The organism is Pseudarthrobacter sp. rb (assembly GCF_056389225.1).
Map to the genome: position 1 here is coordinate 102804 of NZ_JBWJAR010000005.1, position 16443 is coordinate 119246.

Below are 16443 nucleotides of genomic sequence, written 5' to 3' on the forward strand. Positions count from 1 at the left end.
GTGGTGCTGGATGCCAATTGGGCCGTCAAGTGGCTGACCCTGTGCGCGCAGGCCATGGCTGAACACCGCGTTGAACTGATCGAACTTGACCGCGCCATCGGGGATTCGGACCACGGCGAGAACATGGACCGCGGCTTCCAGGCGGTCCTTGCCAAGCTCGGTGAATCCACGCCCGAAACGCCGGGGGCGGCGCTGAAGATGACAGCCATGACCCTGATGTCCAAGGTGGGCGGCGCAGCCGGCCCGCTTTACGGAACAGCGTTCCTCCGCGCCGCCACCGCGCTGGGTGATTCCGCCGAGATTGATCCCGCCGCCTGGGCCGGCGCCCTGGAGGCGGCCCGGGACGGGATCGTGGCGCGCGGCAAAGCGGAGTCCGGGGACAAGACCATGGTGGATGCGTGGACACCGGCGGTTGATGCTGCCCGCGCGGCGGCCGACGGCAGCGGCACGGACGTCCTCAGCGTCCTGGTGGCCGCCGCCGAAGCTGCCGAGGCAGGGGCCGTGGCCACCGACCCGATGGTGGCACGGAAAGGCCGCGCCAGCTATCTTGGCGAACGCAGTGCAGGCCACCGGGACCCGGGAGCAGTGTCCAGCGCGCTGATCCTCCGTGCTGCCGTTGGGGCGGCCGCGTGAACGTCAGCATCGTGGTGGTATCGCACAGCGAAAAAATTGCCGACGGCGCCGTGGAGCTTGCCGCCCAAATGGCCCCGGACGTAATGATCCTGCCAGCCGGGGGCACCGACGATGGCAGGATCGGCACCAGCCTGGAGAAGGTCCTCGCGGCCCTGGAAAAGGCCGGGGGAGAGGCTGGCGGTGAACCTTCCGGGCGTGCCGGCGGGGATGGTGCCGGGGTAACGGGCACGGTGGTCCTGACAGACCTGGGATCAGCCGTGATGACCGCGGAATCGGCACTCGAGTTTTTGGAGAATCCCGCCGGTGTCCTGCTTGCCGACGCACCGTTGGTGGAAGGCCTGGTGGCCGCGGCCGTCGCTGCGCAGGGTGGTGCGGACGTCCACGCGGTCCTTAAGGCGGCCGAAGGTGTGCGGGGGCTGGCGCACGAACCGGAGCGGGGCGGGGCGGCAGCCGAACACGAGCCTGTCAGCAGCGCCCCGCCGGACTTCACGGGCGACTTTGAGCTGGTGAACCAGGCCGGCATGCATGCCCGGCCTGCTGCGAAAGTGGCAGGGGGCCTGGCTTCGCTGGACGCTGAGGTCACCATCAACGGCGTGGACGGTGCGTCCATGACCGGGCTGATGACCCTGGGCGCGGGCAAGGGCACCGTGCTGCACGTGGAAGCGTGGGGCGCGGATGCTGAACGGGCCGTGGAGTATGTGGGCGGCCTGGTGGAGGCCGGCTTCGGCGAGCCCTGAGCTCCCCGGCCGTTCCTGGGAATAAGCTCGATGGCATGGAACGGCCGCTTGCAGACAACACCCAGGAAATCGAAGTGCTGGACGGCCAAATCTCCGTGGAGGAACTGCTCGCCGAACTGGGCTTCAACTGGAGTGCTGAACCGGTGGGCAGTGGCCCCGCGGCCGGAGCTTCCGACGACGGGACCTTCACCCAGCCGGCGCTTTTCTAGCCCCGCGGCTTTTGGGATGCCGGCTGCTGGTGCAGCCCGTCGCCGTCCAGCGTAAGTGATGCCGACAGGAACTTCCCGCACTGCCCACCGAACGGATACAGCGCCTGCGGGCGGAACTCCAGGGTGCGGACGGCCAGCGCTGTCCCGTCAGGAGCCGTGCCGGAAGCGGTCACCGTCATGGGTGATTCCGCAAGGGTCTCCAGCATCAGTGTCGCCACCTTGGTGCCGTCGGGAGAAGCCGTGGCCGAACAGGCGCCCTCTTCCGTGCACCCCTGGTCAACGGAGGAGCTGCCGGGGCGCAGTTCGACGTCGGACTCCTTGCAGGCGCCGTCCTGGCATGCCCGCAGATGCAGCGTTTGTACCTGGGCGGAGTAGTCAGCGGTGATTGTCACGGCCACGACGGTGGCCTGCGCAATCGCCGGGCATGCGTTGCCGGCGGGCCCGCAGGCAGCGAGGAGCGCCGCAGCCATCCCCAATGGCACCAGCATTCCGGGCCTGTGCATGCCTTCAGGCTACCGCGCCGGCGGCACAGTCAGCCGATTGGAAAAATGCCGATAAACCAGAACGAGGCGACTGCGAAGACCGCGAAAAACGCGATCAGGCAGCCCATGGCCCTGCGCGGCTCGGAGGATACTTGGAGTGATTCGTTGGGGTTGGACGGGTTGTAAGCCACCTCGATCAGCGAACCCGGCACGGGCTGCTCCACCCCGGAGATTTCGGACTTGCCCATGAAGAGGGTGCCCTGCGGATCGGTGAACTGGTACGTGGGGAAGTAGCGGAGGTTCCGGCTGGCACCGCCCACGCCGCTGGTCCAACCGGTTGCGCTGCCGGTGACGGTTGCCTGCGCCTTGGGCCAGGATGCCATCTGTTGTTCCTGCCGCTTGGTCCGGCGCGACGCATAGAGCAGCGAAAATATCGCCGCGGCAACAAACAGTGCCCAGACGATGTACAGAATGGTCTTCATGGCTTCCCCCGGTTCCGGTCACCAAGAAGTATGCCATCCCGGGCCCACGCCGCCGGTGGGTCAGGCAGGAAGCCGGTAGCCGCCGTCGTGCATCTCTGCCAGCCCGTCCGCCAGCAGCCCCGCAAGCGCCCGCTCCAGCTGTTCAGGGGCGGAGTTGAGCCGGTGCAGCGCGGCCAGTGGCACGCCGATTCCTTCCGGGGCAAAGCCAAGGTCGGCAGGTTCACGCTGGAACATGTCCGGCGGCACGGGCGACTCCGCCAGCCGGAGCACGGCCAGCACGGCGCCACGGACCTGGCGGTCGGTGCCGTGCCATGCCTGCCCCTTGGGAACGTACGACGGCGGGGGCTCACCCGCAGCCAGCCACGCGCAGGAGTCTTTGACCGGGCAGGCGGCGCACTTCGGCGCCCGGGCCGTGCACACCAAAGCCCCAAGCTCCATGACCGCAGCGTTCCAGCGCACGGAAGTTTCGTCGTCGTCCGGCAGCAGGGCGGCGGCCAGGCGCATCTCCGCCGCGGTCAGCGCCGGGGCGGGAAGCGCGACGCCGGAGAAGAGCCGGGCGTGCACCCTGCGGATGTTGGTGTCCACCACCGTTTCCCGGCGGCCGTACGCGAACGCTGCCACTGCGGCGGCGGTGTAGCTGCCCACCCCTGGAAGGGCCAGCAGCTCGGCGTGGGTGTCCGGGACCTTGCCGCCGTGGTCCTGCACGATCGCCGTGGCCGCGGCATGCAGCCGAAGCGCCCGGCGGGGGTAGCCCAGCCGGCCCCACGAGCGGACGGCTTCCCCTGCCGGTTCCCCCGCCAGCCCGGCGGGGGTGGGCCAGCGCTTCAGCCACTCATGCCAGACGGGAAGCACCCGGACCACCGGGGTTTGCTGCAGCATGATCTCGCTGACCAGGACGCCCCAGGGGGAGCAGTCGGGCTCGCGCCAGGGCAGGTCGCGGGCAATGCCGGCGAACCAGCCGTTGATCCGGTGGTGGAGCAGCTCCAGGTTTGCGGCGTCCGCCGGAGCGTGCTTTGCGGGGGAGGTTTGAGTGTCGATGCCAACACTGTAGTGGATTGGTTCCGGCGGCCCGCAAACCGGTTGTGACCAGCGCGATGGGCCTGCGGCGGCGTGGTGGCAGTGCGGATCCGGCGGGTTTCCCTAGCCTAGGAGGATGGGCAGGCAAGGCAATTCATCAGCGCGCGGCACGGCATCGGGTTCCAGCAGCGTCCGGAAGCCCAGCGCCGCCGTGTACCGCCGGCGACGAATGGTTGTTGGTGGTGCGCTCCTGCTGGTGATCGCGCTGGTGGCGGGCGGGTTCGCGCTCGCCGCAGCCTTCACGGGTGGGTCCCGGAAAGCATCCTCCACCCAGCCGTCGTCCACCGAAACCGCGTCGAACCCGGCCGCATCCCCGTCTGCTGCCGCCACGCCCTTTGCTTCCGCGGCTGCTTCCGCCACGCCGTCGCCCACTGCCCCGGCGACCGCCACCTGCAACCAGAACCTGGTGACTGTCTCGGCTGCCACGGACAAGCCCGCTTACGGTCCGGGGGAAAACCCGCTGCTTACCCTGAAGGTGACCAACGGCGGCACCGTGCCCTGTGAGGTCAACATTGGAACCTCCCAGATGGAGTTCCTGGTGACCAGTGGCTCTGACCGGATCTTTTCCTCGAAGGACTGCCAGGCCTCCAGCGAGGACCTGGTGAAGGTGATTGCGCCCGGTGCCAGCGAAACCGCGAACTTCCCGTGGAGCCGGAACCGCAGCGCCGATGGCTGCAAGGCCGTTGCTGCGGCCCCCGGCGGCGGCGGGGCGTACTACATCTTCACCGCGAAGCTGGGTTCCCGGGCCAGCCCCAAGGCCGTCTTCCAGCTGAACTGAGCTGCTGCTTCCTCGATTGCTGCGTAACTGTCGTTTTCAGGCCTCATAACGACAACTACGGAGCACTCGATGAGCGTTATCCCACGGATGGGGATCTTAGAGGAATCGGTCCAGGAGGCTGGCCTCGGCCATCCGGCTCAGGCCTTCGCGAACGGTGCGGGCGCGCTGGTCGCCGATGCCGTCAACGGTCATGAGGTCATCAATGGTGGCGGCCATGAGGTACTGCAGGCCCCCGAAATGGTCCACCAGGCGGTCCGCCACGGCCTTGGGGACTGCCTTGAGGCCGGACAGCAGCCGGTAGCCGCGGGGCTGGACCACCGCGTCGAGATTGGCTTCGCCGCCGGCAAACCCCACAATCGCGGAGATCTTGCCAAGGTCGATCAGTTCCGTGGGGCCCAGGCTGACAAGTTCATGGACGGCCTTGTCGATGTCGTCCGCGGAGGCATTAGGGCTGGCGTAGTCACGGATGATCACATCGCTGCCGGGGCCCCTGCCCACGGTGAGCTCGTCCAGCTGCAGGGAGAGGAGCCTGCCGTCTTCGCCCAGTTCCAGCACATACTGCGAGATTTCCTCCGAGATGCGGCGGACCATTTCCTGCCGCTGGAGGGTCACGGCCACGTCCCGCACCGTCACCATCGCCTCGATTTCCAGCGCAGACAGCGAACTGGTGACCTGGTCCAGCCGTGCGCGGTAGCGCTCCAGGGTGGCGAGTGCCTGGTTGGCGCGGGCAAGAACGTTCTCGGAGCCCTCCAGGACATGCCGGAGACCGTTGACGTAAAGGGCGATGATTTGCATGGACTGGCTGACGGAGATCACCGGGACTCCGGTCTGCTTGGCCACCCGTTCCGCAGTGCGGTGGCGGGTGCCTGACTCCTGGGTTTCGATGCTTGAGTCCGGGACCAGCTGGACCGCCGCGCGCAGGATGTTGCCCGCGTCCTTGTCGCAGATGATGGCACCGTCCATCTTGGCCAGTTCCCGCAGCCGGGTGGGCGAGAACTCGATGCCGATATCGAATCCGCCGGAGCAGATGGAATCGATGGTGCGGTCGGAGCCCAGGACGATCAGTGCGCCGGTCCGGCCGCGGAGGATCCGTTCCAGGCCGTCGCGAAGCGGTGTTCCGGGTGCAACCCTGCCCAGAGTGGCCCTCAGCGATTCTTCGGGGCTCCGCGCCATAGGTGTTTCCCTTCAAAGGTGCGGACCGCCGCCCGCAGGAATGCCGGCATCCGCAGTTGGCCGGCAGGATCAAAAAGTGCTCTGATTCCCGCAAGCTCAATGATAGGGGCAAGAAGCCCAAGTTCCGCACGGGCAAGCCCCAAAGTACCCCATTAGGGGGTAACCGGGCAGGGCGGAAAAGTGCCCCCTGGATGTCATGCAGGGCAGGCACTTTTGCTCTTTTCAGACGCGGTCATGGCGGCCGGCTCAGGCAGCCCCTGCCAGGAGCGTGATCGTTTTGGTGCTGCTGTCCCACAGCCGGGCTGCCGTGCAGCGGCCCTCCACGCGAAGGTCCAGCAGGTCCATGGCCGTCCCGAGTTGATGGCCGGGGATACGGCGGGAGATGGTGACGTGCGGTGTCCAGCCCTCCGGAAGGGTGAGCGGCAATGCACCTGCAAGCCCTTGGTGCAGGTGCCTGTGCAGATCCAGCAGGGGAGCGGTCAGCAGGACAGACCGGGCCAGCACATACCTGCCGGCTCCGGCGGGAAAAACGATGGCGCCCGAAAACGTGATGTCCAGGGGCAGCGCCTGCCAAGGCCCTTCCTGGCCGGACTGCAGGTCCGCTCCTGCGGCAAGCGTGATGTGTGGACTGTTGCTGGGTGAGGTGTGCGCTGCCATGCTGGGGAGGCCGGCGGCTTCGAGCCGCGCCCAGTCGGCTCTGAGGAGGGCGTCCGTGCGGTCATCAAAGACCAGTTCGATGCTGCGCATAAGCACATCATGCCGTTACCCGCTGTCCCTTGCGCCACGTGTTGTGGCGCGCGCCGGGACAACCGGGCCGCCGACAGAGATTTCAGCGCCTGCGCTCCCTGAGCATCCGCTCCAGATCCCTGCTGACTTTCGAGAGGGACGCGGCGCGGAGCGCCTTGTGTTCCGCCGCCGTCTGGACGCCCCGTTGCCGCAGCGGGGCCGAGGGAATCGCTCCGCCGGGCCCCTGCGCACCCGCACCAACCGGTCCGGGGGCCAGGTTGGGGGCCAGAGGATCAAAGAAAAGGTTGCCTGAGAAAGTGGCGCCATGCATCATTCGCCCAAGCTAACGGTCCGGCATTTCGCGGCCTTGAACGGGCGGTTTCGCCCGCGTTAAGCACGGCCCATGCCGGTTTGCGGCCCTGCGATAAACTTGTACTTTGGCCGTTTGCCAATCCTGATTCCCCGCCCTCGAGTCGCAGCGCAGAACCCGAATGGCCCCTGGGCAGCCTCAACCGCAGCGAAAGTAGCACCGTGTCCCAAGATGTCCTGACCCCCGCCCGGATCTCCGAGATTCACAAGCAGGCGGGCCGCCGCAGGACCTTCGCCGTCATCTCCCACCCGGACGCCGGCAAGTCCACGCTCACCGAGGCGCTGGCCCTGCATGCAAAGGTGATCGGCACCGCGGGCGCCTCCAGCGGCAAGGCCAACCGGAAGGAAACGGTCTCGGACTGGATGCAGATGGAGAAGGACCGCGGCATCTCCATCAGCTCCGCAGCCCTGCAATTCTCCTACCGCGACACGGTCATCAACCTCCTGGACACCCCCGGCCACGCCGACTTCTCGGAGGATACCTACCGCGTGCTCGCCGCCGTGGACTGTGCCGTGATGCTGGTGGACGCCGCCAAGGGCCTGGAAACCCAGACCATGAAACTCTTCGAGGTCTGCAAGCAGCGCAACCTGCCCATCATCACCGTCATCAACAAGTGGGACCGGCCGGGCCTGGACGCCCTGGCGCTGATGGACGAGATCACCGAACGCACCGGCCTGCAGCCCATGCCGCTGACCTGGGCCGTGGGCATCTCCGGCGACTTCCGCGGCGTGTGGGACCTGCGCAACGACCGCTTCGCACGGTTCCAGCGCAACAACGCCGGCGCCCAGATCGCCATCACCGAATACTTCACGCCGGAGGAAGCCGCCGAGAGCCAGGGCAGCAACTGGTCGGACGCCGTGGACGAGGCAGGCCTGGTGATCGAGTCCAACCTCGAATTCGACGTCGACGCCTTCCACGCGGGGAAGGCCACCCCCATCCTGTTCAGCTCCGCCGCCCTGAACTTCGGCGTCAAGGAGCTGCTGGACGCCCTGGTGGACTTCGCTCCGCCGGCGTCCCCGCGCCCCGACGTGGACGGTGCGCCCCGCCCGGTTGAGTCGCCGTTCTCGGGCTTCGTCTTCAAGGTGCAGGCCGGCATGAACAAGGCGCACCGTGACCACGTGGCCTTCATCCGTGTCTGCTCAGGCGTCTTCGAGCGCGGCATGGTGGTCACCCAGACCCGTACCGGCAAGTCCTTCGCCACCAAGTACGCTCAGCAGGTGTTCGGCCGGGAACGTGAAGTCATCGACGAGGCGTATCCCGGGGACGTGGTGGGCCTGGTCAACGCCTCGTCCCTGCGCGTGGGTGACAGCCTCTTCCTTGAGGAACCCGTCGAGTACCCGGCCATCCCGCTGTTCGCCCCCGAGCACTTCCAGGTGGCCCGGTCCAAGGACCCCAGCAAGTTCAAGCAGTTCCGCCGCGGCATCGAGCAGCTCGAGCACGAGGGCGTCATCCAGGTGCTCCGCTCCGACGTCCGTGGCGACCAGGCCCCGGTGCTTGCCGCCGTCGGGCCCATGCAGTTCGAAGTGGTGGAGGACCGCATGGCCCACGACTTCAGCGCCCCCATGCGCCTGGAACGCCTGCCCTACTCGCTGGCGAGGATTTCGACGGCGGACGCCATGCCCGCGCTGGCCAACGTACCGGGGGCGGAGGTGCTTTTGCGGTCCGACGGCGAATACCTCGCCTTGTTCAACGACGTCTGGGCGCTCCGGCGGATCGAGAAGAACCACCCGGACCTGACACTCGTGCCCATCGGCACGCACAACCCGGCGAAGTAAGGCATCCGTGAACACTCCTGCACCCCGCGCCGTCGTCACCGGTGCCGGCACCATCAACCCGCTCGGCACCACGGTCAAGGAGACCTGGGAGGCGCTGCTTGAGGGGCGCTCCGGGATCACCGCGCTGGACCAGGACTGGGCGGAGCAGCTGCCGGTCAAAATCGCCGGGCAAATTACTGCCGACCTTTCGGAGCACCTCAGTACCCGCGAAATGAAGCGGATGGACCGTTGCGGCCAGCTCGCCCTGGTCTCAGCCCGGGAGGCATGGACGCAGGCCGGCAGTCCCGAGGTTGACCCCGAGCGGTTCGCGGTGGTGATCGGTTCCGCATACGGCGGCCTGGGCTCCACCATCGAGCAGGACCGCACGCTGAACCAGTCAGGGCCGCGGAAGGTTTCCCCGCACACGCTTACCCGGCTGATGGCCAACGGTCCCGCCGCCTGGGTCTCCATCGACCTTGGCGCCCGCGGCGGTGCGCGGACGCCCGTCAGCGCCTGCGCCTCCGGGGCTGAGGCGATTGTCCAGGCAGCCGAGCTGATCCGCTCCGGTGCCGCCGACGTCGTCATTGCCGGCGGCGTTGATGCCTCCGTCAATGACCTGGTGATCAGCGGCTTCGCCCAGATCCGTGCACTGTCCACCCGCTCGGATAACCCGCAGCGGGCCGCGCGCCCGTTCGACGGCGGCCGGGACGGCTTTGTACTCGCAGAGGGCGCCGCGGTGGTGGTGCTGGAGAGCGAAGAACACGCCCGTGCCCGCGGCGCCGCCATCCTGGGTGCCGTCGCCGGGGGAGCGGTGACATCCGATGCCAACGACATCGTGGCGGCAGATCCTGCGATGCAGCGCCGCGCCATGCAGAAAGCGCTGGACTCGGCCGGGATGGAACCGGCGGAGATCGGGTTTGTCCACGCCCACGCCACGTCCACCCCCGTGGGCGACCGGCTGGAAGGCCAGGCAATCAACGCCGTCTTCGGCGCCTCCGTGCCGGTGACGTCCACGAAGGGCCACACCGGACACCTGCTGGGCGGCGCGGGCGCGCTGGCCGCCGTCGTGGTCCTCGAAGCCCTCCGCACCGGCCAACTCCCCGGGACGCTGAACGTGGAGGCGCTGGACCCGGAAGTGGACCTCAACGTCGTCACCGAAAGCGCCCACCAGCTCCCGCCCGGGTTTGCCCCGGCAGGACTGGTGAATGCGTTCGGCTTCGGCGGCCACAGCGTGGCTCTGGTGCTCACCGGCGCCTAGCCAAACGCCGAAAACGCCGGAACGGTGCGGGGACGCCGGAACTGACCGGCGTTCCCGCACCGTCCCGGCGATCCGGATGCAGCAGCGCGTCAAACGGGTGGTCTAGCTGGCCGCCATGTTCTCAACCAGTGCATCGAGGATGGGCAGCTGGCCCTTGACGAGTTTGAGCCGGGCCTCCTGCTCAGGGAACCAGCGGGCGTCGTCAATTTCGGGATAATGCTGGATCCGGCCGGACCCCTTGGGCCATTCCAGCGGAAAAGTGTTGCTGTTAATCACCTCCGGGGCGAACTCAGCCTGCGCCGCGTAGGCGGTAATGAGCTTCCCCGAGGACTGCCGGAACTCGCCAAGCAACCGGTATTCAGCCTCCGGGGCAGCAGTCCCCATCTCCTCTGCGAACTCCCGCAGTGCAGCAGCCAGCGGGTCCTCGCCGTCGGCGTACTCGCCCTTGGGGATGGACCAGGCGTGGGTGTCCTTGCGCGCCCAAAATGGACCGCCCATATGGGCTATCCATACCTGCAGCCCGTCCGGGGCGCCGTCGGGGGCGGCCGGGTCCCGGCGGTACAGCAGGATGCCTGCGCTTCGAATGGGCATTTGGTCTCCGGATCGTCAGGAAGTGCAGTTGCCGTCCGCCGTTAACGTGGAGTTCACGGCGCTGCTCTAGGTTATTCCTTCAGGCACCCTTGCCAGGCACTCCGCTCGAAAGGAGCACTCATGGCCAACATCGCTGAGGTTTTGGGACGGCTCACCCCGGAAGAAGTGGACGAACTCCGCAGCCTTGGTCCGCAGGGCCACCTGCCGCGGCATCTGGTGGAAGCCCTGGACCGCGCGGCCGGGGGAACAGGGTCGGGCCGCGGGTACTACGTGGCCAATGGCAATGTGAGCGCCACCGGCGGGCCGCTGCTGGTGCTGCGCAGCGACGTTTCCAGCTGGCTGGCCGGCGCCTCTTCCTGACTGTCCGGAGCTGTCAGAGTCCCGGCAGGATGAAGGTTGCAGTGGTGCCCACGCCGGGCTCACTGTCCAGAGTGATGGATCCACCGTGGCCCTCAACGATGGTCTTGCTGACGGGCAACCCCAGCCCCGCGCCCGGGATGGCCGTGTCCCGCGACCGGGCCGAACGGAAGAACTTGGTGAAGGCCTGTTCCTGCTCTTCCTCCGTCATTCCCACCCCCGTATCGGTGACGGAACAGACCAGGCCCGCATCGGTCCTGACGGCCCCGGCAGTGATTAAGCCGCCGCTGGGGGAGTACTTGATGGCGTTCGAGAGCAGGTTCCTGACTACCTGGCTGATTCGCTCCGGATCCACCCTTGCCGGCAGCGGCTGCTCCACGTCAAGGACCAGCTGCAGCCCGTTGCCTGCGGCCTTGGGCAGTGCGGCATCCACCTCCAGCGCCAGCAGCCGGGCCAGGTCCGTTTCCTCCAGCGACAGGTCCATCCGCTCGGATGCCACAGCGATCAGGTCATTGACCAGGCTCAGCAGGTGTTCCGCATTCCGGCGTACCACCAGGAGCTCCTCCCGGATGTCCTCATGCCCGGGTTCGTCCAGGACCAGTTCCAGGTAACCCAGGATGGACGTGAGCGGTGTCCGCAGCTCGTGAGAGACGGTGGCAACAAAATCGTCCTTGGCGGCCAGCGCACTGACCAGGGTGGTGACGTCCACAAAGGTGATGACGGCACCACCTTCCTGGCCGCCGGCGGAAGGGAAGCCATGCGAGCTTACGGAGTAGGCGCGCTGGCGGTCTGCGGGGCCGGCCCAATACAACTCGTCCGTGAAGGCATCGCCGGCTGCGGCCCGGGCTGCGGGAAGCAGGCCTGACGGTACCGGCGTACAGCGGTCCGCCAGCATCAGCATGCCCGGCCCCCCGGCAGGGTCCATCACGCCGCCGAGGGCGGGGTCCGTGCGCATCGCCCTGTTGGCCAGCACCGTGTGGCCCCGGGTGTCCACGACCCAGACGCCCACCCCAACGGCCTTCAGCACTGCGTCAAGCAGGGCCTGGCGGCGTACGCTTTCAGCCAGCGTGCGGGCCAGGTCCTGTTCGTTTTGGACAAGCCTGACGCGATGGCGGCGGATGGTGGTGGCCACCACGTGGGCAGTCACCGCGATGACGGACATGACCAGGGGCAGGATGAGGGTGCGGATCATGGATCCCCCGGTAAGCGGCGCCCCTTGGACAACGGACGGGGCCAGCGTGCTGAGGACAGTCCCTGCAATGGCCAGGACCGGCATGTACGGCCGGGCCTGCGCCGAGAGCCAGACAACGGGGAACACCAGCATCATGCTCAGCACGTTGAAGGCGGGACCTCCAGCCTCGCGGGTGAAGCCGATGGCAAGGCAGTCCAGGAGCGGGATCACGGCGAATGCCCCGGCGGGAAGCCTGGCCCAGGGAACGGCCAGGCACGTTGCGGCGATTGCGAGATGAAACAGCAGCGCGGCGAGAAAGATACTGTTGGCCAGCGTCGCCGGACTGAAGATTGCCGCGGCGAGGACCACGAGCGCAATGGTCAAGGTGACGGGCAGCTGGCTCGCCACCACGCGCTTCCGAGCACTGAGTGCACCGAATAAACCGTCGAGACGGTCGGACACAACAGGCTGCATGGGCCCCCTGCGTGCGTGGCCAGCAACGCCTGCGGCGCCCTGCTGTTCCTGGATGACCAAGCTTCCCCCAGCACAGAAATCTTTGACCTCCGTTGGCGTGAAGGTTCTGGACTTAGAGTACCCGCCGGGAAGCAGTGCCCTGCCCGGTATCCTCCGCACCCGGCCCCTTGAACGGATCCGCTAGCCAATCAGGAGGCTGAGCGCCTCCGTGAGGTGCTCGACTTCACGCACCGAGAATCCCGCCGGCACGGGACCGGGCCCGGTGTGGCTTGCCGGAACCACGGCGTGGGTGAATCCCAGCCGGTGGGCTTCCTGGATGCGCTGGTTGATGCCCGGTACGGGCCGGACCTCGCCTGCCAGGCCCACCTCGCCGAACGCGATCAGCCGGATGGGCAAAGGCTTGCGGGCCTTGGCCGACGCCACGGCAAGGGCCACCGCAAGGTCCGTGGCCGGTTCGCTGAGCTTCACCCCGCCCACGGTGGCAACGTAGGAATCATCCTTATGCAGCATGGTCCCTGCGCGCTGCTGCAGCACGGCCAACAGCATGGACACGCGTGAGCTGTCCAGGCCGCTGGTAGCGCGGCGGGGCTGCGCGTTGGGGCTTTCGGCGAGCAGCGATTGCACTTCCGCCAGCAGCGGGCGGCGCCCCTCCATGGTGACGGTGATGCAGGTCCCGGAAACCGGGTCCTTGGTGCGGCTGACGAACAGCCCGCTGGGATCGGCCAGTCCCTCGATGCCGTTTTCGTTCAGGTCGAAGCAGCCAACGTCGTCGGTGGGTCCGTACCGGTTCTTCACGGCGCGCAGCAGCCGCAGCCGGGAGTGCCGCTCGCCCTCAAACTGGCACACCACATCCACCAGGTGTTCCAGCAGGCGGGGCCCGGCAATGGAACCGTCCTTGGTAACGTGCCCCACCAGCAGGGTGGTCATGTTCCGCCGCTTGGCGGCCGCGATAATGGAGGCCGCCACCTCGCGGACCTGCGACACCCCGCCGGCGCTGCCGTCAACATCGGCGCTGCTGAGGGTCTGCACCGAGTCCACGATCAGCAGCCGCGGTTCGATCCTCTCCACCTGGCCCAGGGCCTGGCCGAGGTCCGTCTCCGCAGACAGGTACAGGGATTCGGCGACGGCGTCGATCCGTTCGGCCCGCAGTTTGACCTGCGCGGCCGACTCCTCGCCAGTGACATAGAGGACGTCCTGGGCGGTGCGGGCGAACTTTGCAGCGACGTCCAGCAGCAGCGTGGATTTACCGACGCCGGGTTCGCCGGCCAGCAGGATGACCGCACCCGGGACCAGGCCGCCGCCCAGCACCCGGTCCAGTTCGTCCACGCCGGTGGGCAGGAAAGCGGCGGTGGTGGCATCGACGTCGGCAATCCGGCGCGCGGGCTCCGCGACTGTTGTGGCCGCCGTCGTCCGTGCCACGGCCGTGCCTGTTTCCTCCACCGTGCCCCACGCCTGGCACTCGCCGCAGCGGCCCACCCACTTGACCGTGGTCCAGCCGCACTCGGCGCATTTGTACGCGGGCGCCTTGGACGCCCGGGAAGTCTTTGTTGCCATGCGTCCAACCCTAGCGGCGGGCACCGACACACCCCACCCCGCACTGGCCTCGCAAGCCGGCCAGGGAACCCTGCGGCTGTGGGCCCACCCCATCCGCCCGTCCGGAGCTACAGCGCGGGCAGCACGTCCCTGGCCTCGCCCGCATCCATACCGGTGGCTTCCAACAGGTCCACCATCAGCGGCCGGAACAGCATGACAACGGTTTCGCCCTCCAGCCGCGTCACCTCCAGCAGCTTGGGATGCAGGCGAAGGGCGATCTCGCTCAGGTCCCGCCGGGCAGTGCGCAAGTGGGCGCGGCGAACGCCTTCGTGCGTCTCCGCAAGGCCCAGGGAAAGCTCATCAATGGCGGCAGCGGTCTCCTGCAGCACCCCCGCGATGCTGTCCGTCGCCTCGTCCGAGAGCGCCGTGTGGTTGATGGCGCTGGTCAACCGCCGCGCAAACACGCGGCTGTTCCTCAGGGCAAGGTCGATGAAATCCAGCGACTGCTTCAGCCGGTCCAGTTCATCACGGTGCCGCCGGTAAGCGGGCGCCAACGTGGCCACCTCGCCGGACGCGCGGAGGGACTGGCGCATGGCATCCACCAGCGGCTGGCAGTTCCGGCCGCGGATCAGCGCATGCCAGGCCTGGGTGGAGTCACTGTTGGCCAGCGCCCCGGCACATTCACGCAGTACCTCCGCCAGTTCATGCAGCAGTTTCTGCACATCCCGGCGCGGCTCCTGGCGGGGGTCCTTTGGCACCAGGATGGTCACCAGCAGGGCGCACATGCCGCCCACCACGGCATCGATACTCCGGGTGAACGGGCCCCCGGACGGTGCGGGCAGCAAGACCACGAGCAGCGATTGAAGCGCCAGCTGGGTGGTGAAGATACTTCCGCTGTCCAGGAAGCGGGCCAGCAGGATCGAGAAGAGGAGCACGACGGCGGCCACCCAGATATCGCCGCCCAGCCAGTGCAGGAGCAGGTCACCGACGGCGATGCCGATGGTGCAGCCCAGGCCCACTTCCATCACGCGCCGCAGCCGTGGCTCCCGGGAAAATCCAAGGGCGATCAGCGACGAGGTGGCAGCGAACAGGGGGCCGGAGTGGCCCAGGATGTATTCGGCGAACGCATAGGCGCCCACCGCGCACACGGTCATCTGGATGGCGGGCACAAAGGAGTTGCGGCTTCGGATCAGCCCGGTCCGGATCCGGCTGCGCAGGAACCGCCTGGTCGCTGAGAGTCCTGCTGGGATGGCCATGGGTCCAAGTCTATTCAGTGCCGATCCACTGCCCGGCGCAGGTGCACTACGACTGCGCATGTGATCTGCGCAATGGTGACCCGGCATTTGTCAGCCAATATCCCGCCGTCGTTAATCCTCCGTTCACTTTGGACAGCCCATCCCGTTACCTGCGGCCTTTAACTTTCTTGAAGGTACAAAACGTACGCATCGCGCAGCAGGGTTCTCCGTCCCTGTCCCGCACCTGAATAACCCTGGAAGGGGTACATCTAGTGAAGGCACTCCGCTTCGGCCGCCACGCGGCTATCGCTGTTATCGCAGCCGGCGCACTCGCGCTCTCCGCCTGCGGTTCAGACAACGCCACGGGCACCGCCCCTGCCGGCAGCCAGTCCGCCGGCGGCACCAAGGTGACCGGTACGCTGACCGGCATCGGTTCCTCCGCCCAGGGCGCCGCCATGGACGCCTGGAAGACGAACTTCGCCTCCGCCAACTCCGGCGCCAGCGTGCAGTACTCCCCGGATGGCTCGGGCGCAGGCCGCAAGGCCATCCTGGACGGTTCGGCACAGTTCGCCGGCTCGGACGCCTACCTGAAGGATGACGAGTACGCCTCGTCCAAGTCCGTCTGCGGACCCGACGGCGCCATCAACGTCCCCGTCTACATCTCCCCGATCGCCGTGGCCTTCAACGTTCCCGGCGTCACCGACCTGAAGCTGGACGCCACCACCGTGGCCAAGATCTTCCGTGGCCAGATCGCCAAGTGGAACGACCCCGCAATCGCCGCCCTGAACGCCGGTGTCTCGCTGCCCGACCTGAAGGTCACCCCGGTGAACCGCTCCGACGACTCGGGCACCACGCAGAACTTCACTGACTACCTGGCCGCCGCCGCATCCGACGTCTGGACGGACAAGGCCGCCGGTGTGTGGCCCGCCAGCCTCCAGGGCGAGAACGCCAAGGGCACCTCCGGTGTGGTCAAGACCGTCACGGACACCCCCGGCGCCGTGACCTACGCCGACGACTCCGCCGTCAGCGGCAAGCTGGGCGTTGCCCAGATCAAGGTGGGCGACTCCTTCACCAAGATCTCCGCCGATGCTGCTGCCAAGGCAGTGGACGCCGGCAAGCCCGTTGAAGGCCGCGCCGCCAACGATCTCTCCATCAAGCTGGACCGCAAGACCACCATCGCGGGTGCCTACCCGATCGTCCTGGTGTCCTTCCACGTCCTGTGCACCACCTACGACAAGCAGGAGACCGTTGACCTGGTCAAGGCCTTCGAACACTACGTAGTTTCCGAAGAGGGCCAGAAGGCCGCAGCAGAGTCGGCCAAGTCCGCCCCGCTGTCCTCGGACCTCGCAGCCAAGGCCGCCAAGGCCATCGACTCGATCAAGGTCAAGTCCTAGCCAACGCTG

General features: G+C 67.5%; 18 protein-coding genes. 8 read left to right on the forward strand and 10 right to left on the reverse strand.

Going from position 1 to position 16443, the window contains the following annotated elements:
• The 3 genes from dhaL to ACWRN3_RS08750 are packed head-to-tail and all read left to right on the forward strand — an operon-like array spanning nucleotide 1 to nucleotide 1579.
• Nucleotides 1-633: a dihydroxyacetone kinase subunit DhaL gene (dhaL, locus tag ACWRN3_RS08740; protein WP_255174060.1), complete on the forward strand. Its 633-nt coding sequence runs from the start codon at nucleotides 1-3 to the stop codon at nucleotides 631-633.
• A complete protein-coding gene (locus tag ACWRN3_RS08745; protein WP_324643813.1) occupies nucleotides 630-1370 on the forward strand; it encodes an HPr family phosphocarrier protein in 741 nt (246 codons plus the stop codon). The genes dhaL and ACWRN3_RS08745 overlap by 4 nt, the downstream gene beginning before the upstream one ends.
• Nucleotides 1371-1405: 35 nt before the next feature.
• The gene (locus ACWRN3_RS08750; RefSeq protein WP_255174062.1) at nucleotides 1406-1579 is read left to right on the forward strand and encodes a hypothetical protein; all 174 of its coding nucleotides are present in this window, start codon (nucleotides 1406-1408) and stop codon (nucleotides 1577-1579) included.
• On the opposite strand, the gene ACWRN3_RS08755 is transcribed toward ACWRN3_RS08750, so the two are convergent.
• Genes ACWRN3_RS08755 through ACWRN3_RS08765 form a run of 3 tightly spaced genes read right to left on the reverse strand, consistent with a single transcriptional unit; the run spans nucleotide 1576 to nucleotide 3422 of the window.
• Nucleotides 1576-2082, reverse strand: a complete 507-nt coding sequence (locus ACWRN3_RS08755) for a hypothetical protein (RefSeq protein WP_324643814.1) — start codon at nucleotides 2080-2082, stop codon at nucleotides 1576-1578. The genes ACWRN3_RS08750 and ACWRN3_RS08755 overlap by 4 nt on opposite strands.
• 29 nt (nucleotides 2083-2111) lie before the next feature.
• Nucleotides 2112-2543 carry a DUF3592 domain-containing protein gene (locus ACWRN3_RS08760; RefSeq protein ID WP_324643815.1) on the reverse strand — a complete coding sequence of 144 codons (432 nt, stop codon included), beginning with the start codon at nucleotides 2541-2543 and terminating at the stop codon, nucleotides 2112-2114.
• A gap of 60 nt (nucleotides 2544-2603) precedes the next feature.
• A complete protein-coding gene (locus ACWRN3_RS08765) occupies nucleotides 2604-3422 on the reverse strand; it encodes an HhH-GPD family protein (RefSeq protein ID WP_476740381.1) in 819 nt (272 codons plus the stop codon).
• Between the two features lie 274 nt (nucleotides 3423-3696).
• On the opposite strand from ACWRN3_RS08765, the gene ACWRN3_RS08770 reads away from it, so the two are divergent.
• Complete coding sequence (locus tag ACWRN3_RS08770; RefSeq protein ID WP_476740382.1) at nucleotides 3697-4398, forward strand: hypothetical protein; 702 nt, start codon at nucleotides 3697-3699, stop codon at nucleotides 4396-4398.
• Nucleotides 4399-4494: 96 nt separating this feature from the next.
• On the opposite strand, the gene disA is transcribed toward ACWRN3_RS08770, so the two are convergent.
• The 3 genes from disA to ACWRN3_RS08785 all read right to left on the reverse strand — a co-directional run bounded on the left by disA (nucleotide 4495) and on the right by ACWRN3_RS08785 (nucleotide 6631).
• Nucleotides 4495-5571, reverse strand: a complete 1077-nt coding sequence (gene disA, locus ACWRN3_RS08775) for a DNA integrity scanning diadenylate cyclase DisA (RefSeq protein WP_255174067.1) — start codon at nucleotides 5569-5571, stop codon at nucleotides 4495-4497.
• 246 nt (nucleotides 5572-5817) lie between these two features.
• On the reverse strand, nucleotides 5818-6318 hold the full coding sequence (locus ACWRN3_RS08780; RefSeq protein ID WP_324643818.1) for a 2'-5' RNA ligase family protein: 501 nt from the start codon (nucleotides 6316-6318) through the stop codon (nucleotides 5818-5820).
• 82 nt (nucleotides 6319-6400) lie between these two features.
• Nucleotides 6401-6631, reverse strand: coding sequence for a hypothetical protein (locus tag ACWRN3_RS08785; RefSeq protein ID WP_324643819.1), 231 nt, complete (start codon nucleotides 6629-6631; stop codon nucleotides 6401-6403).
• A gap of 197 nt (nucleotides 6632-6828) precedes the next feature.
• Between ACWRN3_RS08785 and ACWRN3_RS08790 the strand changes: the two genes are divergently transcribed.
• Nucleotides 6829-8442: a peptide chain release factor 3 gene (locus tag ACWRN3_RS08790; RefSeq protein ID WP_255174070.1), complete on the forward strand. Its 1614-nt coding sequence runs from the start codon at nucleotides 6829-6831 to the stop codon at nucleotides 8440-8442.
• A 7-nt stretch (nucleotides 8443-8449) separates the two neighbouring features.
• A complete protein-coding gene (locus tag ACWRN3_RS08795; RefSeq protein WP_476740383.1) occupies nucleotides 8450-9679 on the forward strand; it encodes a beta-ketoacyl-[acyl-carrier-protein] synthase family protein in 1230 nt (409 codons plus the stop codon).
• Between the two features lie 102 nt (nucleotides 9680-9781).
• Here the strand turns inward: ACWRN3_RS08795 and ACWRN3_RS08800 are convergent, their stop codons facing one another.
• On the reverse strand, nucleotides 9782-10270 hold the full coding sequence (locus ACWRN3_RS08800) for an NUDIX hydrolase (RefSeq protein ID WP_324643821.1): 489 nt from the start codon (nucleotides 10268-10270) through the stop codon (nucleotides 9782-9784).
• Nucleotides 10271-10390: 120 nt separating this feature from the next.
• Between ACWRN3_RS08800 and ACWRN3_RS08805 the strand changes: the two genes are divergently transcribed.
• Nucleotides 10391-10630 carry a hypothetical protein gene (locus ACWRN3_RS08805; protein WP_324643822.1) on the forward strand — a complete coding sequence of 80 codons (240 nt, stop codon included), beginning with the start codon at nucleotides 10391-10393 and terminating at the stop codon, nucleotides 10628-10630.
• Nucleotides 10631-10643: 13 nt separating this feature from the next.
• Here the strand turns inward: ACWRN3_RS08805 and ACWRN3_RS08810 are convergent, their stop codons facing one another.
• The 3 genes from ACWRN3_RS08810 to ACWRN3_RS08820 form a co-directional block, all read right to left on the reverse strand.
• Nucleotides 10644-12272, reverse strand: a complete 1629-nt coding sequence (locus tag ACWRN3_RS08810) for a sensor histidine kinase (protein WP_476740384.1) — start codon at nucleotides 12270-12272, stop codon at nucleotides 10644-10646.
• 180 nt (nucleotides 12273-12452) lie between these two features.
• Complete coding sequence (gene radA / locus ACWRN3_RS08815; RefSeq protein WP_476740385.1) at nucleotides 12453-13826, reverse strand: DNA repair protein RadA; 1374 nt, start codon at nucleotides 13824-13826, stop codon at nucleotides 12453-12455.
• A 107-nt stretch (nucleotides 13827-13933) separates the two neighbouring features.
• On the reverse strand, nucleotides 13934-15061 hold the full coding sequence (locus ACWRN3_RS08820) for an FUSC family protein (protein WP_255174076.1): 1128 nt from the start codon (nucleotides 15059-15061) through the stop codon (nucleotides 13934-13936).
• A gap of 251 nt (nucleotides 15062-15312) precedes the next feature.
• On the opposite strand from ACWRN3_RS08820, the gene pstS reads away from it, so the two are divergent.
• On the forward strand, nucleotides 15313-16434 hold the full coding sequence (gene pstS / locus ACWRN3_RS08825; RefSeq protein ID WP_476740386.1) for a phosphate ABC transporter substrate-binding protein PstS: 1122 nt from the start codon (nucleotides 15313-15315) through the stop codon (nucleotides 16432-16434).
• Nucleotides 16435-16443: the final 9 nt, after the last annotated feature.